General features: G+C 67.0%; 23 protein-coding genes, 1 tRNA gene and 1 riboswitch. Of the genes, 12 read left to right on the top strand and 12 right to left on the bottom strand.

Annotated elements, in window-relative coordinates; translation table 11 throughout:
* Positions 1 to 69: 69 nt before the first annotated feature.
* The 3 genes from PUN51_RS08905 to PUN51_RS08895 are packed head-to-tail and all read right to left on the bottom strand — an operon-like array spanning position 70 to position 3,037.
* Entirely contained in the window at positions 70 to 870 is an 801-nt protein-coding gene (locus PUN51_RS08905; protein WP_275180611.1) for an energy-coupling factor transporter transmembrane component T family protein, read from the bottom strand.
* The gene (locus PUN51_RS08900; protein ID WP_275180609.1) at positions 867 to 2,414 is read right to left on the bottom strand and encodes an ABC transporter ATP-binding protein; all 1,548 of its coding nucleotides are present in this window, start codon (positions 2,412 to 2,414) and stop codon (positions 867 to 869) included. Before PUN51_RS08900 ends, PUN51_RS08905 begins: the two co-directional genes overlap by 4 nt.
* Positions 2,414 to 3,037 carry an ECF transporter S component gene (locus tag PUN51_RS08895; RefSeq protein WP_275180607.1) on the bottom strand — a complete coding sequence of 208 codons (624 nt, stop codon included), beginning with the start codon at positions 3,035 to 3,037 and terminating at the stop codon, positions 2,414 to 2,416. Before PUN51_RS08895 ends, PUN51_RS08900 begins: the two co-directional genes overlap by 1 nt.
* 67 nt (positions 3,038 to 3,104) lie before the next feature.
* Positions 3,105 to 3,245, bottom strand: a riboswitch (TPP riboswitch).
* Between the two features lie 86 nt (positions 3,246 to 3,331).
* On the opposite strand from PUN51_RS08895, the gene PUN51_RS08890 reads away from it, so the two are divergent.
* The 4 genes from PUN51_RS08890 (at position 3,332) to PUN51_RS08875 (ending at position 5,830) form a co-directional block, all read left to right on the top strand.
* Positions 3,332 to 3,874 carry a heme-degrading domain-containing protein gene (locus tag PUN51_RS08890; RefSeq protein ID WP_275180606.1) on the top strand — a complete coding sequence of 181 codons (543 nt, stop codon included), beginning with the start codon at positions 3,332 to 3,334 and terminating at the stop codon, positions 3,872 to 3,874.
* Positions 3,875 to 4,063: 189 nt separating this feature from the next.
* Complete coding sequence (locus PUN51_RS08885) at positions 4,064 to 5,119, top strand: iron-containing redox enzyme family protein (RefSeq protein WP_275180605.1); 1,056 nt, start codon at positions 4,064 to 4,066, stop codon at positions 5,117 to 5,119.
* 89 nt (positions 5,120 to 5,208) lie between these two features.
* Positions 5,209 to 5,469: a CDGSH iron-sulfur domain-containing protein gene (locus tag PUN51_RS08880; protein ID WP_277999432.1), complete on the top strand. Its 261-nt coding sequence runs from the start codon at positions 5,209 to 5,211 to the stop codon at positions 5,467 to 5,469.
* 97 nt (positions 5,470 to 5,566) lie between these two features.
* On the top strand, positions 5,567 to 5,830 hold the full coding sequence (locus tag PUN51_RS08875; protein ID WP_159630162.1) for a DUF4235 domain-containing protein: 264 nt from the start codon (positions 5,567 to 5,569) through the stop codon (positions 5,828 to 5,830).
* A gap of 16 nt (positions 5,831 to 5,846) precedes the next feature.
* On the opposite strand, the gene mnhG is transcribed toward PUN51_RS08875, so the two are convergent.
* Genes mnhG through PUN51_RS08845 form a run of 6 tightly spaced genes read right to left on the bottom strand, consistent with a single transcriptional unit; the run spans position 5,847 to position 12,410 of the window.
* Positions 5,847 to 6,257, bottom strand: coding sequence for a monovalent cation/H(+) antiporter subunit G (mnhG, locus tag PUN51_RS08870; RefSeq protein WP_159630160.1), 411 nt, complete (start codon positions 6,255 to 6,257; stop codon positions 5,847 to 5,849).
* Positions 6,247 to 6,525, bottom strand: a complete 279-nt coding sequence (locus tag PUN51_RS08865; protein ID WP_159630158.1) for a monovalent cation/H+ antiporter complex subunit F — start codon at positions 6,523 to 6,525, stop codon at positions 6,247 to 6,249. The genes mnhG and PUN51_RS08865 overlap by 11 nt, the downstream gene beginning before the upstream one ends.
* Positions 6,522 to 7,067 carry a Na+/H+ antiporter subunit E gene (locus PUN51_RS08860; RefSeq protein WP_224023493.1) on the bottom strand — a complete coding sequence of 182 codons (546 nt, stop codon included), beginning with the start codon at positions 7,065 to 7,067 and terminating at the stop codon, positions 6,522 to 6,524. Before PUN51_RS08860 ends, PUN51_RS08865 begins: the two co-directional genes overlap by 4 nt.
* On the bottom strand, positions 7,064 to 8,671 hold the full coding sequence (locus PUN51_RS08855) for a Na+/H+ antiporter subunit D (RefSeq protein WP_275180600.1): 1,608 nt from the start codon (positions 8,669 to 8,671) through the stop codon (positions 7,064 to 7,066). Before PUN51_RS08855 ends, PUN51_RS08860 begins: the two co-directional genes overlap by 4 nt.
* Positions 8,668 to 9,273, bottom strand: coding sequence for a Na(+)/H(+) antiporter subunit C (locus tag PUN51_RS08850; RefSeq protein WP_275180599.1), 606 nt, complete (start codon positions 9,271 to 9,273; stop codon positions 8,668 to 8,670). Before PUN51_RS08850 ends, PUN51_RS08855 begins: the two co-directional genes overlap by 4 nt.
* Positions 9,270 to 12,410, bottom strand: coding sequence for a Na+/H+ antiporter subunit A (locus PUN51_RS08845; RefSeq protein WP_275180598.1), 3,141 nt, complete (start codon positions 12,408 to 12,410; stop codon positions 9,270 to 9,272). The genes PUN51_RS08850 and PUN51_RS08845 overlap by 4 nt, the downstream gene beginning before the upstream one ends.
* Before the next feature lie 195 nt (positions 12,411 to 12,605).
* On the opposite strand from PUN51_RS08845, the gene PUN51_RS08840 reads away from it, so the two are divergent.
* From PUN51_RS08840 to PUN51_RS08830, 3 genes are all read left to right on the top strand, one after another.
* On the top strand, positions 12,606 to 14,009 hold the full coding sequence (locus PUN51_RS08840; protein WP_275180596.1) for an MFS transporter: 1,404 nt from the start codon (positions 12,606 to 12,608) through the stop codon (positions 14,007 to 14,009).
* A gap of 63 nt (positions 14,010 to 14,072) precedes the next feature.
* On the top strand, positions 14,073 to 14,555 hold the full coding sequence (locus PUN51_RS08835; RefSeq protein WP_159630146.1) for a cation:proton antiporter regulatory subunit: 483 nt from the start codon (positions 14,073 to 14,075) through the stop codon (positions 14,553 to 14,555).
* Between the two features lie 5 nt (positions 14,556 to 14,560).
* Positions 14,561 to 15,742, top strand: coding sequence for a cation:proton antiporter (locus PUN51_RS08830; RefSeq protein ID WP_275180593.1), 1,182 nt, complete (start codon positions 14,561 to 14,563; stop codon positions 15,740 to 15,742).
* 44 nt (positions 15,743 to 15,786) lie between these two features.
* Here PUN51_RS08830 and dcd read toward each other — a convergent pair whose 3' ends face one another.
* On the bottom strand, positions 15,787 to 16,362 hold the full coding sequence (gene dcd / locus PUN51_RS08825) for a dCTP deaminase (RefSeq protein ID WP_159630142.1): 576 nt from the start codon (positions 16,360 to 16,362) through the stop codon (positions 15,787 to 15,789).
* A 142-nt stretch (positions 16,363 to 16,504) separates the two neighbouring features.
* Here dcd and PUN51_RS08820 point away from each other — a divergent pair, with 142 nt between their 5' ends.
* Positions 16,505 to 18,214, top strand: coding sequence for a CAP domain-containing protein (locus PUN51_RS08820; protein WP_275180590.1), 1,710 nt, complete (start codon positions 16,505 to 16,507; stop codon positions 18,212 to 18,214).
* Between the two features lie 12 nt (positions 18,215 to 18,226).
* Here PUN51_RS08820 and PUN51_RS08815 read toward each other — a convergent pair whose 3' ends face one another.
* Positions 18,227 to 18,688 carry an SRPBCC family protein gene (locus tag PUN51_RS08815; protein ID WP_159635075.1) on the bottom strand — a complete coding sequence of 154 codons (462 nt, stop codon included), beginning with the start codon at positions 18,686 to 18,688 and terminating at the stop codon, positions 18,227 to 18,229.
* A gap of 239 nt (positions 18,689 to 18,927) precedes the next feature.
* Between PUN51_RS08815 and PUN51_RS08810 the strand changes: the two genes are divergently transcribed.
* Positions 18,928 to 19,001 (top strand) — tRNA-Gly (locus tag PUN51_RS08810).
* 92 nt (positions 19,002 to 19,093) lie between these two features.
* A complete protein-coding gene (locus PUN51_RS08805; protein WP_201302376.1) occupies positions 19,094 to 19,234 on the top strand; it encodes a hypothetical protein in 141 nt (46 codons plus the stop codon).
* A 99-nt stretch (positions 19,235 to 19,333) separates the two neighbouring features.
* Here the strand turns inward: PUN51_RS08805 and PUN51_RS08800 are convergent, their stop codons facing one another.
* Entirely contained in the window at positions 19,334 to 20,713 is a 1,380-nt protein-coding gene (locus PUN51_RS08800; RefSeq protein ID WP_275180588.1) for an MFS transporter, read from the bottom strand.
* Between the two features lie 141 nt (positions 20,714 to 20,854).
* Between PUN51_RS08800 and PUN51_RS08795 the strand changes: the two genes are divergently transcribed.
* On the top strand, positions 20,855 to 21,709 hold the full coding sequence (locus tag PUN51_RS08795; protein ID WP_224023508.1) for a LysR substrate-binding domain-containing protein: 855 nt from the start codon (positions 20,855 to 20,857) through the stop codon (positions 21,707 to 21,709).
* A gap of 168 nt (positions 21,710 to 21,877) precedes the next feature.
* Positions 21,878 to 22,192 (top strand): hypothetical protein, encoded by a 315-nt coding sequence (locus PUN51_RS08790; protein WP_159630136.1) that lies wholly within the window; start codon positions 21,878 to 21,880, stop codon positions 22,190 to 22,192.
* The last annotated feature ends 31 nt before the right edge of the window (positions 22,193 to 22,223 follow it).

The raw sequence follows: 22,223 nt of genomic DNA, 5'->3' as shown, positions 1-22,223 counted from the left end.
GGGGGCTCCAGGAGGGCGGTACCCATTCGGTGCGATAGGGAGCCCCTGCCTGTCCCCCGGGCGGGTGGCTTAACTCCCCAGCCACACCATATTCCAGGTACCGGCCGTAACAGCTGCGAAAAGGGCGAGTCCGGCCACCAGGACGCCGCCTGCCACCACCCAGAGGTCCAGCGGGCTGAAGGTGGACACCCGGGCCCAGGTCCGCCGGCCGCCTCCGAAACCCCTCGCCTCCATGGTGACGGCGAGCCTCGATGCACGGCGGATGGCCTGGACCAGCAGCCCGAAACTTTGCCCGAGCGTCGCCGTCACCCGCTGCCCCAGGCTGCCCCGGGCGCCTACGCCGCGGGCACGCCGCGCCATCCCGATGGTCTGCCATTCCTCGGCCATGAGCCCCACCAAGCGCATCGCAGCCAGGGTTCCCAGGACGAACCGGTGCGGCAGGCGCGCCTTCTGCGCGAGCGCGTCGGCGAGGTCGGTGGGATCGGTGCAGCTCATCAGGAGCACCGCCGGGAGGGCGATCGCAAAACCGCGCAGCAGGAATCCTATGCCGAGCTGGAGGGAACCCTCGCTCATGGTCCAGATGCCGGCGTCGAGCAGGATCCTGCCGCTGTCCGGTGCCAGGATGGCGGTGCTCCAGCCTCCCACGGCAGCGGCGAGGATCAGCGGCCAGCCGCGCTGCCACAGCAGGGACAAGGTGAGGCCTGCCAGGGGAAACAGCAGAAGTTCGAACACCAGGGCCACGGACGCGGACACCCAGTCGATGGACAGCGCCAGGACGGCCGTGATGAGCAGGACGGCCGCGAACTTGCTCAAGGGGTTGGCGCGGGCCAGGAGGGCGTGGTTGCCGCTCAAGGTGAGTTGCTGCCTCATGGCGCCACCGCTTCCGCCACGGCCATCCGCAGTTCCGCCCCGCCGAGCGCCTCCGTGAATTCGGCATCATGGGTCACGGCTACCACCGCGGTGCCGGCATCAAGGAGCTCGGACAGGAACGATGCCAGCTCGGCCCAGGTATTGGCATCCTGGCCGAACGTGGGCTCGTCCAGGATCAGCACCTGGGGGCTGGCGGCCAGGACGGTGGCCACGGACAACCGCCGCTTCTCACCGCCGGAGAGCGTATAGGGGTTGGCGTCCACCAGCTGGGTAAGGCGCAGCCGCTCCAGCAGTTCCTCAACGCGGTCCTCGCCGTGCCCCAGGTGCCGGGGGCCGAAGAGCAGCTCGTCAAGCACCTTTCCGGTGACGAACTGGTGCTCCGGCTCCTGGAACACCGTGCCCACCCGCGAAATCAGCTGCTCGGCCTTCCACTTGTACGGATCGATGCCGGCACCGCGGCTGAGGTCCAGCGTCGCGGACACTTTTCCGGACACCGGCTCAAGCAGCCCTGCGAGGGTCAGCGCGAACGTGGACTTGCCGGCACCGTTGGCGCCGGTGATGGCAAGGGCCTGCCCGGCACGGACCTGCGCGGCCACGCCTTCCTGGACCGGGACCGGCGGGATCTTCCGGAAGCCTTTGCGGCGGGGGCGTTCGCGGGAGACGCCCAGCTGCTCTGCGGCCAGCAGGAGGCTGCCTGCACCGGGAGCCGGGACGGCGGCGCGGGCGCGTGTGGCCGGCACATACCCGGGCACCCACACGCCGGCAGCGGCCAGCATGGTCCGCGCCTCCGTAAGGACTCGGTCCGGCGGCCCGTCCAGGAGCACTGCAGGATCCGCGGCGGAGCCGGGCTGCAGGACCACGATCCGGTCCACGAGGTCCTTCCAGACGGACACCCGGTGCTCCACCACCACCAGCGTCGCCCCGGTTTTGTCCAGGGAACGGGCCACGGCGTCGCGGACCTCCAGCACGCCGTCCGGGTCCAGGTTGGCGGTGGGCTCGTCCAGCAGGATCAGTCCGGGACGCATCGCCAGGATGCCCGCCAGCGCCAGGCGCTGCTTTTGGCCGCCGGAGAGGGCCGACGTCGGGTGGTCCAGCGGGAGGTGGGCGAGCCCGACGTCGGCAAGTGCCTCGTGAACGCGCGGCCAGATGGCGTCGCGGGGCACCGCAAGGTTTTCGGCGCCGAAGGCGACGTCGTCCCCCACCCGCGACAGGACCACCTGGGTCTCCGGGTCCTGCTGCATGAGACCGGCGCGGCCGCGCCGTGCCCGGGGCGGGGCTCCGTCAACCAGCAGCGAACCGGACTCGTCGGCGTCGCCTGCCTCGCCGTCGTCGTTTATGTCTCCCAGGACGCCGGCAAGGGCGTGCAGCAGCGTGGACTTCCCGGCGCCGGAGGGCCCCAGCAGGAGCACCCGCTCCCCGGGGGCGATGTCCAGGTCAAGGCCGTGGACGGCGGGCTTGGCCCGTCCGGCATGCCGCCATCCCCAGCCGCGGGCGGCGATGGCGGCAGGCTGGACCGTGCCGGAGGCGTCCTGGGAGGGTGCCATCAGGAGAAGACAGGCTCCGTGGCAGCCTTACGGGACGCGAAGGAGCTCAGCACGCCGGTGCGGGCCAGGCCGCGGGTGGCAAGCCAGGACAAAGCGCCCGCCAGGATGGCCCCGGAAAGGGTGGTCAGCACGATGTAGGCGAGCTTGTCCGCGCCGGAGTACGCAATGTTCCAGCCCCACGGGGCAAACGAGTCATTCAGGCCGCAGAAGAACCCTGCCGCGGCGCCGGCCAGCAGCGATACAGGCAGGTTGAACTTGCGGTAGACGACGATCGCGAAAATGATTTCCGCGCCCAGGCCCTGGATGAAACCCGAGAACAGGACCGAGGCGCCGTACTGGGAACCCATCAGCAGTTCGCCGGTGGCGGCTACGGTCTCGCAGAACAGGGCGGCTCCGGGCTTGCGGATGATGAGCATGCCCAGCACCCCGGGAATCATCCAGCCGCCCGCCAGCAGTCCGGTCAGGGGCGGGTAGGCGGCGTTCATGGGGGCGGACAGTGCGGCGGCCCCCTGGTCCCATGCCCAGAAAATGACGCCGCCCGCGATGGCCACCAGGGCGGCGACGACGATGTCCACGACGCGCCAGGACTTACTGGTGGTCTTCTTGATTGCTGCAGTACTCATGTGATCCTCCTGGGAAACAGGAGGGGAAAGTGGACCCGGCTGCCGGCCTGTGGCCGTGCATCCGCGACACTTTGAGAACTCGACTCCCTTGCGCCGGTACTAACCGGATCAGGTTCGAGGGTCTGCGGCTGTCCGCACTCTCAGCGCCCACCTGCGGTGCCCGGCCTGCGCCAGGATGCCCGACGGCGGCGCTCCCCTGTCGTTTTTAGTGTTGCTTTGTGGTTGGGTAACGCTGTTCATTTCGCCCAGTTGGGCGTGGTCAAGTTTACACCTGGCAGGAGTAGATTGAGGGCCATGACCGCCAATCCACCGGATGTGACCGGGTTCGATCCTGATTCCAGCGACGCCCAGCCGGAGGGCTCACTGGAGGCGCAGATTGCCCGCATCGAGGCGGAGGTCCGGGAGCTCCAGTTCCCCGGCTTCTCGCTGGACGATGCGTTGAACCTTGGCCTGCTCCTCGTTGAACTGGGCAAGGAGCGGTCGTTGCCCATCGCCATCGACATCGCCAAGGGTGAGCAGGTGCTGTTCCATGTCGCACTTCCTGGCGCCACGCCTGACAACGGCCACTGGATCCGGGCCAAGCAGCGCACTGCCCTCCGGTACGAGGTGCCCTCCCTCCTGGTGGGACTGCGTGGCCGGCTGGGCGGCGGCCGGATCGAGGACAACGCCTGGTTCGACCAGTCCCGCTATGCGGCACACGGGGGCGCGTTTCCGATCCACGTCACGGGCGTTGGGGTGGTGGCTTCCGTGGCGGTGTCCGGACTGCCGCAGCTGCAGGACCACGAACTGGTGGTTGAGGCACTGCGCGACATCCTGGGGTCGGCGCTGGACGAGTAGCGCCGGCCAACCAGCCCTGGCTGACCAGGCGCAGCGGGACAAGCACCCGTACATGCCAGGCGGCAGCAGGCTGCTTAGCTTTCATTAGTAATCATGCTTACTATGTTGTCCCCGGGGTACAACCACCACAGGGAATGGGAGCACCTTCGGCGTCCCTTCCCGGAACCGGCGCGGCAACCAAGGAGCACCATGAGAATCCCGGACACCAGAGGCCCCATCAGCAGCGCCCTCTTTGCGGCCCTGTCCAAGGCCCCTGATGCAGCCACGCCCGAGCTGGACGGGCTGCACCGGCTGGTCGCGGGGCAGGTGGCCCGAACCGGTGACATCATCGCCGACGAAGACATCCAGCTGTCCCTCTTTTGCCTCTACGAACTGCATTATTCGGGCCTGGACGGGGTCAGCGACGCCTGGGAGTGGGAACCGGCCCTGATCAGGGTCCGGCGCCTGATCGAGGAACCCTTCGAAGCCGCCCTTCGTGCCGCCGCACGCCAGGCCGCCGGTGACGCCGACCTGCCCGCCGGGATTGCCATGACCAGCGATGCCGTTGCCGACGTCCTTTTTGGCCTCGCCGGTATGGACACCGGTCCCAGCGTTTCCCGCTTTGTCGCACGGAAGGCAAGCCTGGAGCAGCTCAAAGAGTTCTTGATCCACAAGTCCGTGTACCAGTTGAAGGAAGCGGATCCGCACACCTGGGCCATTCCGCGGCTCACCGGCCGGGCGAAGGCTGCCCTCGTGGAAATCCAGGCGGACGAATACGGCGGCGGCAGGCCGGAACGGATGCACAGCGCGCTGTTTGCCCGGACCATGCGCGGGCTGGGCCTGGACGACAGGTACGGCGCGTACGTCGACACCATCCCGGCCGTCTCCCTCGCATCCGTGAACCTCATGTCGCTGTGCGGCCTGAACCGGCGGCTCCGCGGGGCAATCACCGGCCACCTGGCCATCTACGAAATGACTTCATCCCAGCCCAACCGTTTCTACGGCAACGGATTCCGCCGGCTCGGTTTCGCCGCGGATGTCACCCACTACTTCGATGAGCATGTGGAGGCCGACGCCGTGCATGAGCAGATTGCCGGGCGGGACCTCGCCGGCGGCTTGGTTGAGGCCGAGCCAAAGCTCCTTGCGGACGTCCTGTTCGGTGCCACCGCCGTCATGGCCATTGACGGCCGCGTCTCCGCCCACCTCCTGTCCTCCTGGGAAGCCGGGGAAACATCGCTCCGGGCGGCCGTGCCGGCGGCAGCGTGACAGGCTGGCGGCAGGCCTACGACGATTCTGCGAAGCCGCAGCGGCTGGCCGCCGAGGAAACCGGAAACAACAATGAATGTGGTGCAGGCATGAACTTCGAACAGCATGGAACACGGCCGGACGTGGAGCAGGAACCCGCCCCCGGCTCGATCGTGGTGTGCCCCGATGGTCCCCTCATTGTCAGGGGTGACTTCGAGATCGTTACCCCTTCCGGCGACGCCGTGCCCAGGGAGCGGAGGACCGTCGCCCTGTGCCGGTGCGGGGCGTCCGCCATCAAGCCCTATTGCGACGGCACCCACAAGATGATCAAGTTCCGCACCGAACCCAAGGCCGGCCAGCCCCCGGCCTGACCACAGAGCCGCCCGCCGGCCACGCCCTGCCCGGACCAGCCCGGGTGTGAGGCTAGGCTGGGACCAGTCCGTTTTCCGCCCGCAAGGAGTACCAGCAATGAACCTTCTCATCAAACTGCTCGGGACCGCCGTGAGCCTCGGCGCAGGCTTGGCCGGCACCAAGCTGGTCAACACCATCTGGGAAAAGACCACGGGGCAGAAAGCACCCACCGGCAAGAACGAGGACGTCCCCACCAGCCTCCGGTCTGCTTTGACCTTCGCGCTGATCTCGGCGTCTGTCAGTGCCATCATCCAGGTCCTGGCCAACCGCGGCACCCAGCGCGCCATCACCCGTTTCGCCAAGACGCAAGATATCGTCTAGCTGCCCAAAGCTTCGCTTAGCGCTGCCGGCCGTCGTCGGAACTGTCCTCCAGGGCGGTCTCGGCGGCGGCTTTTTGCACCACGGCTTCCAGCTCGTCGGCTGTGAGCAGCTCCCGGTGCAGGTGCTTGGTGCGGTAGCCGGCCCGGCCCACCATGTGGGCGGACACGGGCACCGTGAGCAGCTGGAAGATCCATGCCACAGCCAGGACCGGCCAGACCCACCAGGTCCGCATCTGCAGCCCAATGGCGGCCAGCAGCAGGAACAGGCCCAGGACCTGGGGCTTGGTGGCGGCATGCATGCGGCTCAGCAGGTCGGGGAAGCGCAGCAGGCCAATCGCCGCGCCCAGGGACATGAGCGCGCCCACCACCATGAACACGGCCGAGACAGCGTCGATCCAGGCATCCGGCCCGGAAAAGTCAGGATTCATTGGGCTTCACCCTCCGGTCCGCCACGAACCGGGCCACCGTCACGGACCCGATGAACCCGATGATGGAGATGGCCACCACCAGCATCAGGTTGTTCAAGTGCCGGTTCACTGCCATATCGATGCACAGCGCCCCGCCCAGGATGGCGAGCAGGACGTCGGCGGCCAGGACCCGGTCCAGCAGCGACGGGCCGCGGGCGATCCGGAGGATGGCACCCGCCGCGGCCAGCGAGAAAATGACGGCCGTGACGGCCAGGACAACGTTCATCATGCGGTGGCCTCCATTCGCACTTCTTCGAGTTCCTCGCGGCTGCCCATGATGCGGATCAGGCCGGCTTCGATGGAACGGACTTCGTTCCGCAGGCCCTCCACGTCCTGTTTTGAGGTGATGTTGAGGGCGTGCAGGTAGAGGGTGGACGTGGAACGGTCCACCTCCACCACCAGCGAGCCCGGGATCAGGGAGATCACATGGCCGGTGGCGGTGACGATCAGGTCCTGGTGGCTCCTCAGCTTCACCGCGACGACGGCGTTGGTCACCTTGGGTCCGCGGGCCGTTGCCAGGTACAGCACCTGGGCGCTGGCCACCACCACCTTGCCCACGAAGGCCAGCGCGAAGGGCACGGCGTAGAGGATATTGAAGCGGCCGCTGAGCTCCACCGGCGGAAGGTAGAAGAGCCGGGCCACGCCCACGGCCAGGAGGGCACCGAACAACAGGTTTCCGGGGCTGAAATCCTGCCACAGGGCGCCCCAGACGATCACCAGCCAGACCAGCAGGGGCAGTTCCTGGCGCAGCGAAATGCGTTTGCGGCTCATCGCCCTCCTCCCCCGGCGGTTGTGCCCGGGACGGAAGTACCGTCGCCCAGCACCGCCTCGATGTACGGCGTCCGGTCAAGCATGTCCCGGGCGGCCCGGTCCGAGAGAGCGAACAGCGGTCCGGCAAAGACGGTCAGGGCAATGCCGAGCACCACCAGACCCGCTGTCGAACCCACCATGGTGCGCGGCAGGAGCGTCACGGTGTTGTTGACCTTGGCGCCTGGACCGGAGAGCCTCGCCACGGGAGGGGCCAGGAGCACCGGGTCCGGATGTTCGGCATCGGTGGGGCGGCGCCAGAACGCGCGGTTCCAAACCCTGGCGATGGCCAGCAGCGTCAGGAGGCTGGTCACCACACCGCCGATCACCAGCGCATAGGCCAGTGGTGTGCCCAGCTGGACGCCGGCCTGCAGCAGCCCCACCTTGCCCAGGAACCCGGAGAACGGCGGGATGCCGGCCAGGTTCATGCCGGGAATGAAGAACAGCAGGGCCAGCATGGGCGAGAGCTTTGCGAGGCCGCCCAGCCGGTCCACGGACGAGCTGCCGCCGCGGCGCTCGATCAGGCCGGTCACCATGAAAAGGCTGGTTTGGATGGTGATGTGGTGCGCCACGTAGAAGACCGCCGCTGCCAGTCCCACTGCGGAGGACATGGCCAGCCCGAACACCATATAGCCGATGTGGCTGACCAGGGTGAACGAGAGGAGCCTCTTGATGTCGCTTTGGGCCAGCGCACCCAGGATGCCCACCAACATCGTCAGCAGCGCCACCACCATCAGGGGCGTGTTCAACGTGTCGCCGGGGAACAGCAGCGTCTCGGTCCGGACCATCGCGTAGACGCCCACCTTGGTCAGCAGTCCGGCGAACACGGCGGTGACCGGCGCGGGCGCCGTGGGGTAGGAGTCGGGGAGCCAGAAGGAGAGGGGGAAAACGGCGGCCTTGATGCCGAAGGCCACCAGGAGCATCACATGCAGCAGGGTTTTGGTGCCCTGGTCCAGTTCGCCCAGCTTGATGGCCAGGTCCGCCATGTTCACCGTTCCGGTGGCTCCGTAGACCATGGCGATGGCAATCAGGAACAGCACCGAGGACACCACGGACACCACCACGTAGGTGACGCCGGCGCGGATGCGCGGCCCGGTGCCGCCCAGGGTCATCAGCACGTAGCTTGCAGTCAGCAGGATCTCGAAGCCCACGTAGAGGTTGAACAGGTCACCGGACAGGAACGCGTTGGACACCCCTGCCACCAGGATCAGGTACGTGGGGTGGAAGATCGAGACCGGTGCGTCGTGGTCGCCGTCGGCCATGCCCTGCCCTGTGGCGTAGACCAGCACGGCCAGGCTCACGGCGGAGGACACCACCAGCATCAGGGAGGAGAACTGGTCCACCACCATGACGATGCCAAACGGAGGGATCCAGCCTCCGATGGTCACCGCGGCGGTGCCGTCATTCCACGCGGAGGCCAGCAGGAGGCATTCGAGCGCCAGGGTCAGCGACAGCAGGGCGATGCTCACCGCGCGCTGGGCCCTGGAGTGCCGGATCAGCAGGAAGGTCAGGGCGGCGCCCAGGATGGGAAGTACGACGGCGAGCGGGGCAAAGCTTGCGATGTTCACTTTCCGCCTCCTTCCGGGCTGGGGTCAACATTGAGCGAGCCGGGCTTTTCCTCCGCGGCAGCGTGTTCTGCGGGCATCTCCCGGCCGCCGGCCACCAGCGTGGCCACCGGCTGGTCCGTTTCCTGGCCAGCGTCCGCTGCGGACGGTCCGTGGTCTGACACATTCCGGCCGTCGGAACCCAGCATGGTGAGCGGGAATTCGGAGGTTTCCGCGGGCACCTCGGCGTCGTCCTCCGCGTCGAAGCTGGGGGTCTCCGCCACCCTGAGGTCCTCCACGTCATCCTGAATGTCGTCCTGGCGGGCCAGCACCCACGTGCGGTAGATGATGCCCAGCATGAATGCCGTGACGGCGAAGGAAATCACGATCGACGTCAGGATCAGGGCCTGCGGCAGCGGATCGTTGTAGTCCTGGGCAGGTATGTCCTTGGAGAACAGCGGCGCCAGGCCTGCATATCCCCCGGTGGCCAGGATCAGGAGGTTGGTGGCGTTGGCCAGCAGCATCAGCCCCAGCAGCACCCGCGTCAGGCTGCGTTCCAGGATCAGGTAGATGCCGCAGGCGTACAGCGCTCCCATGACAATCAGCAGGGTCAGGTTGACGCTCATGCGTGGCCCTTTGCGGTGGTTTCGGCAGGAACCCCGTCCGGTTCCTGGTCCAGGCGGCCGGATCCTTGCTCTTCCCCGGCCCGGTCCGGCTCCCGGCCCTGGCCGTGGTCCGGTTCCTGGTGCGGCTCCTGGTGCGGCTCCTGGTCCTGCTCCTGCTCCTGCTCCTGTTCCTGGTCCTCGCTCCCGGGCGCGGACTGGTCCTCCAGGTGTTCATCGATCTCGGCTCCGAGGCTGCGCAGCACGTCAAGCACCAGGCCCACCACCACGATGTAGACGCCGATATCAAAGATGGTGGAGGTGACGAACTTGATGTCCCCGAAGACGGGCAGCCACACCTGGATGATGGCGGACTGGAAGACCTGGCCGCCCAGCAGCAGGGGCATCACTCCGGAGGCGGCCGCCAGGGCCAGGCCAATGCCCAGCAGCGCGCCGGCACTCAGGGGCGCCGCCTCCCGCAGCTCGAACCGGCCACCCGCCAGGTAGCGGATGGTCAGGGCCAGTCCCGCGGTGAGACCGCCGGCGAATCCTCCGCCGGGCAGGTTGTGGCCGGCCAGCAACAGGTACAGCGAGAAGATGATCATGGAGTGGAAGATCAGCCGGGTGACCACCTCGAAGATGATGGAGCGGCGTTCCGGAGCCAGGGTCCGCCCTGCCACAATCCAAACGTCCCGGCTGGAGGCCGCGAACTTCCGGCTGATGGCCAGCGCCGCAGCGTCGCGGGAGCCGGGGTCGACACCGGGGTGGCGTCCCACCGTGCCCGCTGCAACGGTGGCGGATGCCTGCAGCCTGTCGCCCCGGCCGCGGACGAAGATCAGGCTTGCCACGCCGGTGGCGGCCAGCGCCAGGACGCTGATCTCCCCGAAGGTGTCCCAGGCGCGGATGTCCACCAGGGTCACGTTGACCACGTTCAGGCCCCCGCCGCCTTCATAGGCGAGCTGCGGAAACTGCAGGGACACGGGGATGGCGGTCCGGGCGCCCATGGCGAAAATCGCGGCGAACACCATGGTCACGCCGAAGCCCAGCCCGATGATCACCCGCAGGACCCGGTATTTCCCGCCGGTGCGGTCCCGCAGTTCGGGCGGCAGCCTGCGCATGGCCAGGACAAAGGCCACCAGGATGATGGTTTCCACCAGCATCTGGGTCAGGGCCAGATCCGGGGCACCCTGCAGGGCGAACACCAGCGCGATGCCGTACCCCGTGACGGACACCATGAGCACGGCAAGGAAACGTTTGTTGGCCTTGACGGCAGCCAGGGCGCCGATGACGATGCCCACCCCGGCCACCAGCTGCAGCGGCGAGTTGGGGTCCACAAGGTAGATGTCCTGCGGCAGTGCGTTGCCGCCAAGCAGGATCGCGGCCAGCGGCAGGACGAACGCCACGCTCAGGATGACCGCGAGGTAGAAGTACAGTGAACCGCGCTGGGTCCGGCCGGTGATCCAGACGGCCGCGTCGTCCAGCGCGCCGATGGTCAGTTGGTAGGCGCGGTCGGCGTCCACCCAGGCCGGGACCAGGGACTGGGCCCGGGCCACTGCGCTGCGGCCAAAGTACATGGCCAGGCCCAGTGCGAAGGTGACGGCCGTCAGCCCCAGTGCTGGTGTGACGCCGTGCCACAGCGCAAGGTGGCCCGCCTGCGCTGCCGCGGTGCCGGCGTCGGGCGCTGTGGAAGCGAACAGCGCGGCGTACGGCTGGATCCAGGCGTCCACCGGCACCGGCCAAAGCCCGTAGGCGATCGTCAGGAGGCTGAGGACCGCGGGGGCGGCCAGGAAGGAGGGCCTGATGGCCTTGAACGGGGTGGGGTCCACGCCGGGCTTGACGGCGAACGCGCCCCACATGAAGCGGGCGCTGTAGGCGAAAGTGAGGATCGAGCCCACCACTATTCCCACCAGCACCACCATGCCCCACGGCCCGGCGTGCGGGTCCGTGGCGTGGTGCACGAATGCTTCCAGCACCGATTCCTTGGCCACAAAGCCGGCCAGCAGCGGAACGCCCGCCATGGACGCAGCCCCGATGCCGGCCACGATGCCGAGGGCCCGGGAGGAGCGGAAGACGCCGGACAGTTTATGGACGTCGCGGGTCCCGGACTGGTGGTCGATGATGCCCACCACCAGGAACAGCGTGGCCTTGAACAGGCCGTGCGCCAGCAGCATGGCCAGGCCCGCCAGGGCGGCGTCGGGCGTTCCCAGGCCCACCACCATGGTGAGGAAGCCCAGCTGGCTGACGGTGCCGTAGGCCAGGATCAGCTTAATGTCGGTCTGCCGCAGCGCCCGGTAGCCGCCCACCAGCATGGTGGCCAGGCCCAGCCCCAGGACCACGGGCTGCCAGAACGCCGTCTCCGAGAATCCCGGGGCAAGCCGCGCCACCAGGTAGATTCCTGCCTTCACCATCGCCGCCGCGTGCAGGTAGGCGCTCACGGGGGTGGGGGCCGCCATTGCGCCCGGAAGCCAGAAGTGGAACGGGACCAGCGCAGATTTAGTGATGGCACCCACCAGGATGAGGACGACGGCGGCGCTCACCATGGTGCCGGCCGTCCCGCCGGCCAGCGCCGGGGCCTGCTCCAGGATGGCGGAGATGGTGTAGGTTCCGGCGGCATTGCCCAGCATGATCAGGCCCACCAGCATGGCAAGGCCGCCGGCGGTGGTGACCATCAGCGCCTGGAGTGCGGAGCGGCGGGCCGCAAGCCGGGTCCGGGCAAAGCCGATCAGCAGATAGGACAGGATGGTGGTCAGTTCCCAGAAGATGAACAGCAGCAGGAGGTCGTCCGCGGTGACCAGGCCGAACATGGCACCGGCGAACGCCAGCAGCTGGGCACCAAAGGCGCCCAGGTCCTGGTCCTTCCGCTTGAAGTAGCGCGCGCAGTAAACCAGCACCAGGGACCCTACGCCGAGCACCAGCAGGGACATCACCCAGGCCAGCGCGTCCATGCGGAACGACAGCGAAAGGTGGAGGCTGGGGATCCATTCGAGGACCTCAGTGATGGCACCGGGTCCGGAGTAGATGGGGTTGTGCTGGAACATCAGCCAGCCAAAGGAAACCGCCGGGACGGCAGCCAACGCGTAGAAGGCGTTGCGGCCCCAGACCCTGAAGAGGAAGGGCGCGAGGACAGCCACCGAAAAGTGCACGGCAAGGACTGTGATCACTGTATTCTCCGCAACGTCAGGGATTCGATTGTCAAAAGTTGGAGCAGGCGGCAAAAAGTAAGGTTCGGGAGGGTTCAGTTTACCAAGGCCGGTCCGGTAACCTTGGCGGTTTTACCTGCACCCAAAGCCGGAATCCCCGACGACAAGGGCCCGCGCTCCCGTGGGTGTTCGCCACGGGCGGATACGATGCATCCTATGAACAGCGCCAGCGCTCCAGGGGCGATGCAGCCCGCCTCGGATCTTGTTGCCGGAACCGGGTCCTCCACCAAAGGGCAGGTCCTGGCCTGGGCCTCCTGGGACTGGGGCTCGGCGGCCTTCAACGCCGTCATGACCACCTTCGTCTTCACCGTCTACCTGACGTCCAACGCCTTCGGTGGCGAGGACAGTGCCTCCGCAGTGCTGGGCGGCGCATTGGCGGTTGCCGGGTTCGCCATCGCGCTGCTGGCACCGGTCACCGGCCAGCGCTCGGACGCAGGGGGCCGGCGCAAGCTGTGGCTGGGAGTCAACTCGGCCGTCGTCGCCGTCCTCACTGCCCTGTGCTTCTTCGTGTTCCCGCACCCGGAATTCCTGCTCCTCGGCGTATCCCTGATCGCGCTGGGCAATGTCTTCTTCGAATTCGCCGGCGTCAACTACAACGCCATGCTCGCGCAGGTGTCCACCCCACGGAACATCGGAAAGGTCAGCGGTTTCGGCTGGGGCGCCGGCTACCTGGGCGGCATCGTGGCACTCCTGATCGTCCTGCAGCTGTTCGTCCAGCCTGCTTTCGCATGGTTCGGCGCCTCCACGCAGGACAGCCTCAACATCAGGCTGGTGGCGGTTTTCTCCGCCCTGTGGTTCTTCGTCTTCGCGCTCCCCGTCCTGTTTGCCGTCCCTGAACTGCCCCGCTCCGGGCAGGCGGCGCGCCTGGGGTTCCTGGCCAGCTATGGGCTGCTGTTCCGGCGTATCAAGGCCATCTACGCCACCAGCCCGCATACCATCTACTTCCTCCTGGCCAGCGCCGTGTTCCGGGACGGCCTCGCCGCCGTCTTCACGTTCGGCGGCATCATCGCTGCCGGCACCTTCGGCTTTGCCCTCTCCCAGGTCATCTTCTTCGCCATCTTCGGGAACGTCGTGGCAGCCATCGGCGCGGTGATCGGCGGGTTCCTGGACGACAAGGTGGGGCCCAAGGCCGTCATCACCGGTTCCCTGGTGGGCCTCCTGGTTGCCGGGAGCGCAATCCTGGTTCTGGGAAACGGCAACTATTCCGTCTTCGGCATGGAGTGGGCGGGCAGCACCACGTTCTGGGTCTTCGGGCTCTTCCTCTGCCTGTTCGTCGGTCCCGCCCAGTCCTCCTCCCGCGCCTACCTGGCACGGCTGGCACCGCATGGCGAATCCGGTGAGCTGTTCGGCCTCTACGCCACCACCGGACGGGCCGTCAGCTTCATGGCGCCCGCTCTCTTCACGCTCTGCATCACCGTGGCCACCCCGCTGGTGCCCGCGGGGCAGGCGCAGCGGTGGGGCATCCTGGGCATCATGGTGGTCCTGCTCGCCGGACTGCTGGTCCTGCTGCCGGTAAAGGCGCCGGAACGGGCACCCATCGCCGTGGTCCCCGCCAGCTGAAACCACCGTCCGGCCCTGTTCCGGACCCCGGCGGGATGTTGCCAGGCAGACTAGGCTGGAGTCATGAACGTGGATGAAACGAACCTCCCCGGACTGGGCCGCCGGAAGGATTTCATGACCGCCTCCGGACGCCGCATCGGCGTGGTGGAACTCCGGGAAGGCCAGACGGAACTCATCGTTTCCACCTGGGACGACCCCGATACCTGCCAGGCCTCGATTCCGCTTACCAGCGATGAAGCAGCCACCCTGGGCAACCTCCTGGGCGGCATGCACCTGGCCATGAAGCTCGCGGAGGAGCACAAGGACGTCCCGGGGATCGTCACCCGGCAGTTCTCCATTGCAGCGGACTCCCCGTTCCAGAACCAGCCCATGGGCAAGGCGTCCATCCGCACCCGGTGCGGGGTGTCGATCGTGGCCATCATGCGCGAGGGTGAGGTGCTGCCTTCGCCCGGGCCCGACGTCGTCCTCCACCCCGGCGACCTGCTGGTGGCAGTGGGCACCCAGGAAGGCCTCGACTCAGCGGCCGACATCCTGCGCCACGGCTAGTTCCCATGGACCCGTTGGCCCAGACCCTCGTTGAACTGGGGGCCGTTGTGTTCTGCCTCGGCCTCCTGGCCAGGCTGGCCGGACGGATCGGCATGTCCCCCATCCCCTTCTACCTGCTGGGCGGCCTGGCGTTTGGTGCGGGCGGCATCATCAAGCTTGAAGGCATGCACGAGTTCGCACATCTCTCCGGAGAGATCGGCGTCATCCTCCTGCTGCTTATGCTCGGGCTGGAATATACGGCCGCAGAGCTCTTCACCGGCCTGCGCCGCTCCTGGCAGGCCGGTGTCCTCGACCTCGTCCTGAACTTCCTGCCCGGCGCCGCGCTTGCCCTGCTCCTGGGGTGGGGTGGTGTAGGAGCCATGGTCATGGGCGGCGTCACCTACATTTCCTCGTCAGGCATCGCCGCCAAGGTCATCACGGACCTCGGCCGGCTGGGCAACCGGGAAACCCCCGTGGTGCTGTCCATCCTGGTCTTCGAGGACCTGGCCATGGCCGTGTACCTGCCCATCCTCACGGCCACGCTGGCGGGCGTGAGTTTCCTCGGCGGCCTCACCACGGTGGGGATCGCCCTGGCCGTGGTCAGCGTGGTCCTCATGGTGGCCCTGCGGCACGGGCACCATGTCTCCAAGGCAGTGCACAGCGAGAACTCCGAGGTCTTCCTGCTGAATGTCCTCGGGGCAGCCCTGCTGGTGGCGGGCGCAGCGTCCGCCATGCAGGTTTCCGCCGCGGTGGGTGCCTTCATGCTGGGGATCGCCATCTCGGGTTCCACCGCCCACAACGCCACCCGCATCCTCGAACCGCTCCGGGACCTGTTCGCCGCCATCTTCTTTGTGGCGTTCGGGCTCAACACGGACCCCTCATCCATCCCGCCGGTCCTGGGGTGGGCCCTGGTCCTGGCTGTCGCCACCGCGGCAACCAAGATGCTGACCGGGATCTGGGCGGCCAAGCAGGCCGGGATTGCCCGGCCCGGGCGCTTCCGCGCCGGCGCTGCCCTGGTGGCCCGCGGCGAATTCTCCATCGTGATTGCGGGGCTGGCTGTCGCCTCGGGAGCGGTCCCGCATCAGCTCGCTGCCCTCGCCACCGCCTACGTGCTGCTGATGGCGGTGATGGGGCCGCTGGCCGCACGCTACGTGGAACCGCTGGCCAAGCCGTTCATCCGGAGGCCGGCGGTCGCACCCCAGCTCTAGCGTTCCCGGCCCGACTGGTGGCCGGCGGCCGGCCACAGGTGCTGCTAGATACTGGTGCGGTGGAAATTCAGGTGGCTGCGGCTGGCGGTGGGACCGCGCTGGCCCTGGTACCGGTTGCCGTACTCCCCCTGGCCGTACGGGAACTCCGCGGCCGAGCTTAGCCGGAAGAAGCAGAGCTGGCCGATCTTCATACCGGGCCACAGCTTGATGGGCAGGGTGGCCATGTTGGACAGTTCGAGGGTGACGTGGCCGGAAAAACCGGGGTCGATGAAGCCTGCGGTGGAGTGCGTCAGCAGGCCAAGCCGGCCCAGGGATGACTTGCCTTCCAGCCGGGCCGCAATGTCATCGGGCAGCGTCACGGTCTCGTAGGTCGACCCCAGGACGAACTCGCCCGGGTGCAGGATAAAGGCCTCGTCCTGCTCCACTTCCACCAGCCGGGTCAGCTCGGGCTGCTCCTGCGCGGGATCGATGTGCGCGTACTTGTGGTTGTCGAACAACCGGAAGAATTTGTCGATCCGGACATCTACGGACGACGGCTGGACCATCGCCGGATCGAACGGTTCCAGCACGATCCGCTGGGAATCAATTTCGGCACGAATGTCGCGGTCAGAGATCAGCACCGTCCCAAATTACCGTATCGGTTATCCACAAGAGCACTTTCCCGTTGTTGCTGTGGCCTCGTGGGGCTAATGTTGCGAATGAAAGCCGCCGGAATGGTCTCCCGGATGGCATAACAGAGCTGGGGATGTTGTGAATAAATTAGTGGCACCGTCTTTTCTTGGCGTGCTCTGTGCGTTGGCGCTGGTCTCGTCGTCCGCGTCCGCACCTCCTGTGCCCGCGCCCCTCAACCACGCGGGAGCAGCGAGCATCTCACTGGCAGCGCCCCTGGTGCGCGGCGCTGGCATGACCAGTAAGGACGACGGCTCCGCCGGCAGCCTCACCCCTGCCGTCGACCCGGATATCCGGGCGGCGTCGCCCGCGCCGGAGGCCACCCCTGCACCCGCCCCCACGTCCACGCCCGCGGCAGCTCCTTCCACAGTGGCGGTCCAACCCGCAACGGAAACGGCACTACCACCGGCCCCGGCTTTACCATCCACCGAAGCCGCACCCCAGACCGTTTCCATCCCGCCGCTCTGGGCACCGGACCAGGAACTGGCATCGCCGTCCGCCCCATCCGCGGCTGCCGACCCTGCCGCCACACGTACGTCCACGCAAGCCCTGGTCCCGGACAGCAACTCCTCCGCCGTCCTTACCCTCTTCACCAAAATCAACGAGTACCGCGTGGCCAACGGCCTGAACAAGGTGAAGTACCACCCCACCGTGGCCGGGTTGTCGCAGGAGTGGTCGGACAACATTGCCACCCGTGAGGTGATCGAGCACCGGGCCAGTTTCTGGACCGACCCCCGCGCGATGAGCCCCAACAACGGCGCCGGTGAGATCATCGCCATCCGCACCGACCGGGACGCAGCCCAGCTCGTGGAATGGTGGAAGGGATCACCCGGGCACAACGCCATGCTCTTGGACCCGCGCTTCAACGTGATGGGCGCAGGGGTCTCCTACACCAACTCCACCTACCAGATCTGGGGTGTGGTGAACTTCTTCGGCTACACCACACTGCCGGCGGGCACCCTCGATTCACCCGGCGGTGCTTCATCGGGAGGATCGCTCCCGGCACCGCCGCCAAGCCTGTGCGACGCACCCGTCAAGCACATGCCGCCCACCCTCAACCTCGCCGCTGCGGCAATCACCGGTCCGGCCGACCTCGTGTCCGTCGACTCCGCGGGACAGCTGCTGGACCGCGCCTCCACCGGGCCCCGCACCTACGCCGCGGCCAGGGTAATCGGCGCAGGCTTTAGCGGAGCCAAGGAAGTCTTCGTCACCGATTGGGACCGCGATGGCACTTTCGACGTCCTGACCCAGTGGGCCAGTGGCAACCTGACCCTGCACCGGGGCATCGCCAGTGGCGGGTTCCAGGCGCCCATCACCCTTGGCGTGGGCGGTTGGGACACCTTGACCCTGGCGGTGGGAGGCTGGTGCGTCCACAACCGGATGCCGCAGATCCTGGCCTTGGACGGTGCCGGAAACCTGTACCTTTACGGCAACAAGGGCACCGGTGATATTGCTGAGCGCGTCACGGTTGCCACGGGTGTCTACGCATCCCGGCTGTCTATGGTGGACTACGACGGTGACGGTTTCCAGGACATCCTGGGGCTGAGGGCCGACGGCACCGTGCAGCTCTACCGCGGACTGGGCAGCACCTCGCTCCGCGCAGAAACGCGGGCCACCGTAGCCACCGGCTGGACGGACGTCACGGGAATCCGGGCGCTGCTGAACGCCACTGGACTGAACTCCAGGGGTGTTGCGATCCGCCGGGCCAACGACACCGTGCAGTACTGGGACCTGGGCTCCGGAAGCCTCGCATCGCCGTCGACCATTGCCGGACCATGGACCGGGCAGCGGCTGGCGCAGTGATCCGGAACTGATTCAGAGGGCCGGCTGGAGCTCCAGCACGTTTTTCAGCCGGTCCAGCTGGGCCACGTCGGAACTGACCCGGCGCTGGAGCATCCCGTTAAAGAAGGTCCACCTGCTGAGGAACCCGAACCGTCCCTCGCGTTTGGCTTCCACGGCAAACCGGACCCTGGTGCCGGCGTCTTCGCTGCTGAGGTAGTAGCCGCCCCAACGGGTGGCAGGGCCGGACACCACATGGAACTGGATTTCGGCTCCGGGCCGCACATTGGTGATCTCCAGCTCCGCGGGGATGCTCAGTCCGGAGCGTCCGGCGACCATCTTCCGGTACACGGCGCCCTTGGCTTCGGCCGGCCCTTGCACGAGCTTCACGCTGCGGACGTCGCTGCGCCAGGCGGGAAGATTGGTGGCATCAAGGAGGTACTGGTACACGGCCATGGCGTCGCGTTCTATGAGGACCTCGTGCTCTGCGATTGCCATGAAGAAATTCCTGTGGTTGACGTCGGCTGCCGCAATAGCTGCCTCCCCCAAAGCGGCCGCTACCCGGATCAGGTTAGCCACCGCCCGGCACCCGGACCTAGCCGGCACCGCCGACGTTATTGAAGAGTTACTGGATGACGTCCACGGTTGCAGGACACGCAGCGGCCGCCGGCCCGGGTGGGCGGGGAGCCCGCCGATCTGCGCTAAGCTAAGTTCTGCCCCGCGCGAGCGGCGGCACTGCGGCTGTAGCTCAATGGTAGAGCGCTAGCTTCCCAAGCTTGATACGCGGGTTCGATTCCCGTCAGCCGCTCCAATTTCCCCGCCGGCTACACGCGCTCCGAAGCATCCCCCAAGGTGTATGGTCTGCAGTAAGGAACCTTTTGCGGTTCCGCTACAGGAGCAATCATGGCTGATAAGTCCCCGCGTCAAACGGCATCAAAGAAGTCCGGAAAGTCCATCAAGGAAAAGCGCGCAGACAAGAGGGCCGCATCCGCCCCTGCCGGCTCCCTGGACGTCACGCCCACCAAAGCGGCGAAGAAGAAGTAAACCAGCACCAACCTGCTGGGCCAAAGCACAAGACCCCGTCATCGACACAGATGGCGGGGTCTTGTTTTGCGCCCGGGAGGATCCCAGCGGGCACGCCTCCTAGGCTCTTGCCTGCCTGCTGACGATTCTCAACGGCAGGCGGTCCTTCATGTCCATCCTGACCGTCAGGCCACCTTTCCGTGCCAGGATGGCGGCCACGGTCAGTGCCGCCAGTGCCGGGACTCCCCCGGATACCAGGAGGGCCACATGCGGATCGGCGTGTTCGGCGATCCACCCCAGCATGGGCCCGCCCAGTGCCTGGCCGCCGATGAGCACCATGATGTACAGGCTCATCACCCGCCCGCGGATCCCCATGTTGGAGCTGACCTGCACCAGCTGGTTGGACCCGGTGAGGAACATGAGGCACCAGAAGCCGGACAGCACCATGACCACCCCAAACCAGACCATGGAGGGGGCGAGGACGGCCAGGCAGAGCATCAGGCCATACATTCCGGCGCAGAACACCACTGACCGCAGCCGCAGTTGCCGGCGGCGGGTGGACGCCACGGCGCCGGACAACGCGCCCAGTGCCACCAGCGCGTTCAGGAGCCCGTAGCCGCCGGCGCCTACCCTGAATACGTGGTCCGCGAAGGCGGCCAGGAGCACCGGCAGGCTCATGGCAAAAACTGAGATGAAGCCGGCCATCAGCCATGGCCAATAGATGGTGGGCTTGCTCAAGGCATAGCGGAGCCCCTCCCGGAGCATTCCCTTGGTCTTGGGGGTGGGAGCGTTGACGTACAGCTGGTCTTTCCGGAGGATCAGCAGCATCACCACCGTGGAGCAGCAGGCAACGGCGTTGGCCGCGAAAGCCCAGCCGGCACCGACCGCCGTCAGGAGCAGGCCGGCAATGGCGGGACCGATCAGGCCGCCCAGCTGGAACGTCGTGGAGTTCACGCTGATGGCGTTCCGCAGGTACCGGGGACCAACCAGCTCATTGACGAACACCTGGCGTGCGGGCTGGTCAAGGACCGTCACCAGGCCCAGGACCAGGGCGATGGCGTAGACGTGCCACACCATGATGACGCCGGTGAGGGCAAGCGTGGCCAGCGTTGCAGCCAGGACCGCAGCCATGCTTTGGCACAGGATGAGGATCTTCCGCTTTGCGAACCTGTCGGCGATCATGCCGCCCCAGGGACCCAGCAGCAGGGACGGCAGGAACTGCAGGGCCACGGTCACGCCGACGGCCGTCACGGAGCCGGAGAGCTGGAGCACCAGCCAGTCCTGCGCAATCCGCTGCATCCAGATGGCAATGACCGCGATGAAGTGGCCGGCGGCGAAGATCCGGAAGTTGGGCACCTTCAGCGAGATGAAGGTGTGCTTCCAAGGGAGCCGCTCCGCCACGACGGGCAGCGGCTGGGTCTGGTTGTCCGGCGGCGCTGAACCCGCCGCGTCGATGACTGGTTGGGAGACGGAAGCCGACGAAGGCGGAGGCGGTGCCACAGGAGTGTCCTCAAAATTGCGGGCGGTCTGGGATGTCCTTAACGCTAGGCTGGCCGAGTAGATTATGGAGAGGTATGGTCCCTATAACTCGTATTGCAAAACGCAATAAGCAACCCAGCCGGAAGGACACAGTAGTCCCTCATGTTCGAACCAGCACAGTTGCGCTCCTTCCTGGCGGTGGCGGACACCCTGAGCTTCACCAAGGCCGCTGAACGCCTGGGGCTGGCCCAGCCCACCATCAGCCAGCACATCCGCAAACTGGAGGCAGCCGCCAAGCGCACCCTGATCACCAGGGACACCCGCGACGTCAGGCTCACGGACAACGGCGATGCGATGGCCGGTTTCGCACGGAGCATCCTGTCCGCGCACGACGCCGCTGCCCGCTATTTCTCGGGGTCGGCCATGCGCGGACGGCTGCGGTTCGGCACCGCTGACGACCTCGCCATCACCGGGCTCCCCCGGATCCTGCGCGAGTTCCGGCAGATCTATCCGCAGATCAACCTCGAACTCACGGTGGGCCAAAGCGACCAGCTGTATCGAAAGCTCAACGCCGGCCAACTGGACCTGGTCTTCGTGAAATGGGTGGCCGGGGCCAAAGACGGCACCGTGGTCCAGCACGACTCGTTTTCCTGGGTGGGCCTGGAACAGACGGTGATGGAACCGGGAACCCCCGTGCCCCTGATCGCCTATCCGGCCCCCAGCCTCAGCCGAAAGTTGGCCATCGATGCGCTGGAGGCCAACGGCAGGACGTGGCGGATCACCTGCACCACCCGGCAGATCAGCGGTGTCCTGGCCGCGGTCAGGGCGGGCATCGGGGTGGCCGTCATGCCCACGTCGCTGGTGCCCGAAGACCTGAAAATCATCACCCGGCGCTTCGACCTTCCCGCCGTGGGGGACGTGGACTTCACCCTGATCCGCAATCCGCTGGCCAATGCTGAGGTGATCGACGCCCTCACCCAGTCGATTGTCGGCAGGACCATTAACCGCCAAACTTAACTCTCCTGCGGCCCAATTTCCAGCATTTCGGCGAGTTAGGGGGGCCGTGTCCATTGATAGGGGAAGTGGCTTCCCCTATGCTGGTTTTCCAAGGTCAAGCAGCAGGCCAGTTCACCGAAACAAGCGCGTATCCGCATGCCGGAAACCACCGCTTGGGACAGGCAGCCAATGACGACAGCCAGGAACATCCACCCAGGTTCTGCGCACGCACGCCCGTACTCCAACGCACGGCCGTCCACCCGCCAGAACACCCTCGGAACCGGACACGCCTCCGTTGACTCCGGATACGTGGGGAAACCCACCTGCGACAAATGCCGTACGGACGAGTTCGTCTACCTCGAGTCGTACATTCCGCCCACCTACCGGCGTGACGGAACGGTGGCCACCCTTGGCGAGGTGGCCTACACCTGCACCCGCTGCGAGGATTTCTCCGCCCACAGCGTCCCGGCCACCTGGACGCCGCCGGGCTGGTACCTGGGCTAGCGGACATACAAAAAGGTCCGGCGGTTGGGCT

Origin of the sequence: Arthrobacter sp. NQ4, from assembly GCF_029077345.1 — a bacterium.
Classification (GTDB): Bacteria; Actinomycetota; Actinomycetes; order Actinomycetales; family Micrococcaceae; genus Arthrobacter.
Note: the sequence above shows the minus strand (reverse complement) of the source record. Positions and strands in the feature narration are given on the sequence as shown.

Excerpts from the sequence above, each read along its gene's own strand:
- PUN51_RS08890 (WP_275180606.1), top strand. The coding sequence starts at position 3,332 with ATGACCGCCAATCCACCGGATGTGACCGGGTTCGATCCTGATTCCAGC.
- PUN51_RS08835 (WP_159630146.1), top strand. The coding sequence starts at position 14,073 with ATGAACGTGGATGAAACGAACCTCCCCGGACTGGGCCGCCGGAAGGAT.
- mnhG (WP_159630160.1), bottom strand. The coding sequence starts at position 6,257 with ATGAATCCTGACTTTTCCGGGCCGGATGCCTGGATCGACGCTGTCTCG.
- PUN51_RS08790 (WP_159630136.1), top strand. The coding sequence starts at position 21,878 with ATGACGACAGCCAGGAACATCCACCCAGGTTCTGCGCACGCACGCCCG.
- PUN51_RS08805 (WP_201302376.1), top strand. The coding sequence starts at position 19,094 with ATGGCTGATAAGTCCCCGCGTCAAACGGCATCAAAGAAGTCCGGAAAG.
- PUN51_RS08860 (WP_224023493.1), bottom strand. The coding sequence starts at position 7,067 with ATGAGCCGCAAACGCATTTCGCTGCGCCAGGAACTGCCCCTGCTGGTC.
- PUN51_RS08880 (WP_277999432.1), top strand. The coding sequence starts at position 5,209 with ATGAACTTCGAACAGCATGGAACACGGCCGGACGTGGAGCAGGAACCC.
- PUN51_RS08840 (WP_275180596.1), top strand. The coding sequence starts at position 12,606 with ATGAACAGCGCCAGCGCTCCAGGGGCGATGCAGCCCGCCTCGGATCTT.
- PUN51_RS08830 (WP_275180593.1), top strand. The coding sequence starts at position 14,561 with ATGGACCCGTTGGCCCAGACCCTCGTTGAACTGGGGGCCGTTGTGTTC.
- PUN51_RS08895 (WP_275180607.1), bottom strand. The coding sequence starts at position 3,037 with ATGAGTACTGCAGCAATCAAGAAGACCACCAGTAAGTCCTGGCGCGTC.
- PUN51_RS08885 (WP_275180605.1), top strand. The coding sequence starts at position 4,064 with ATGAGAATCCCGGACACCAGAGGCCCCATCAGCAGCGCCCTCTTTGCG.
- PUN51_RS08795 (WP_224023508.1), top strand. The coding sequence starts at position 20,855 with ATGTTCGAACCAGCACAGTTGCGCTCCTTCCTGGCGGTGGCGGACACC.
- PUN51_RS08850 (WP_275180599.1), bottom strand. The coding sequence starts at position 9,273 with ATGAGCGTCAACCTGACCCTGCTGATTGTCATGGGAGCGCTGTACGCC.
- PUN51_RS08865 (WP_159630158.1), bottom strand. The coding sequence starts at position 6,525 with ATGATGAACGTTGTCCTGGCCGTCACGGCCGTCATTTTCTCGCTGGCC.
- PUN51_RS08815 (WP_159635075.1), bottom strand. The coding sequence starts at position 18,688 with ATGGCAATCGCAGAGCACGAGGTCCTCATAGAACGCGACGCCATGGCC.
- PUN51_RS08875 (WP_159630162.1), top strand. The coding sequence starts at position 5,567 with ATGAACCTTCTCATCAAACTGCTCGGGACCGCCGTGAGCCTCGGCGCA.
- PUN51_RS08900 (WP_275180609.1), bottom strand. The coding sequence starts at position 2,414 with ATGGCACCCTCCCAGGACGCCTCCGGCACGGTCCAGCCTGCCGCCATC.
- PUN51_RS08905 (WP_275180611.1), bottom strand. The coding sequence starts at position 870 with ATGAGGCAGCAACTCACCTTGAGCGGCAACCACGCCCTCCTGGCCCGC.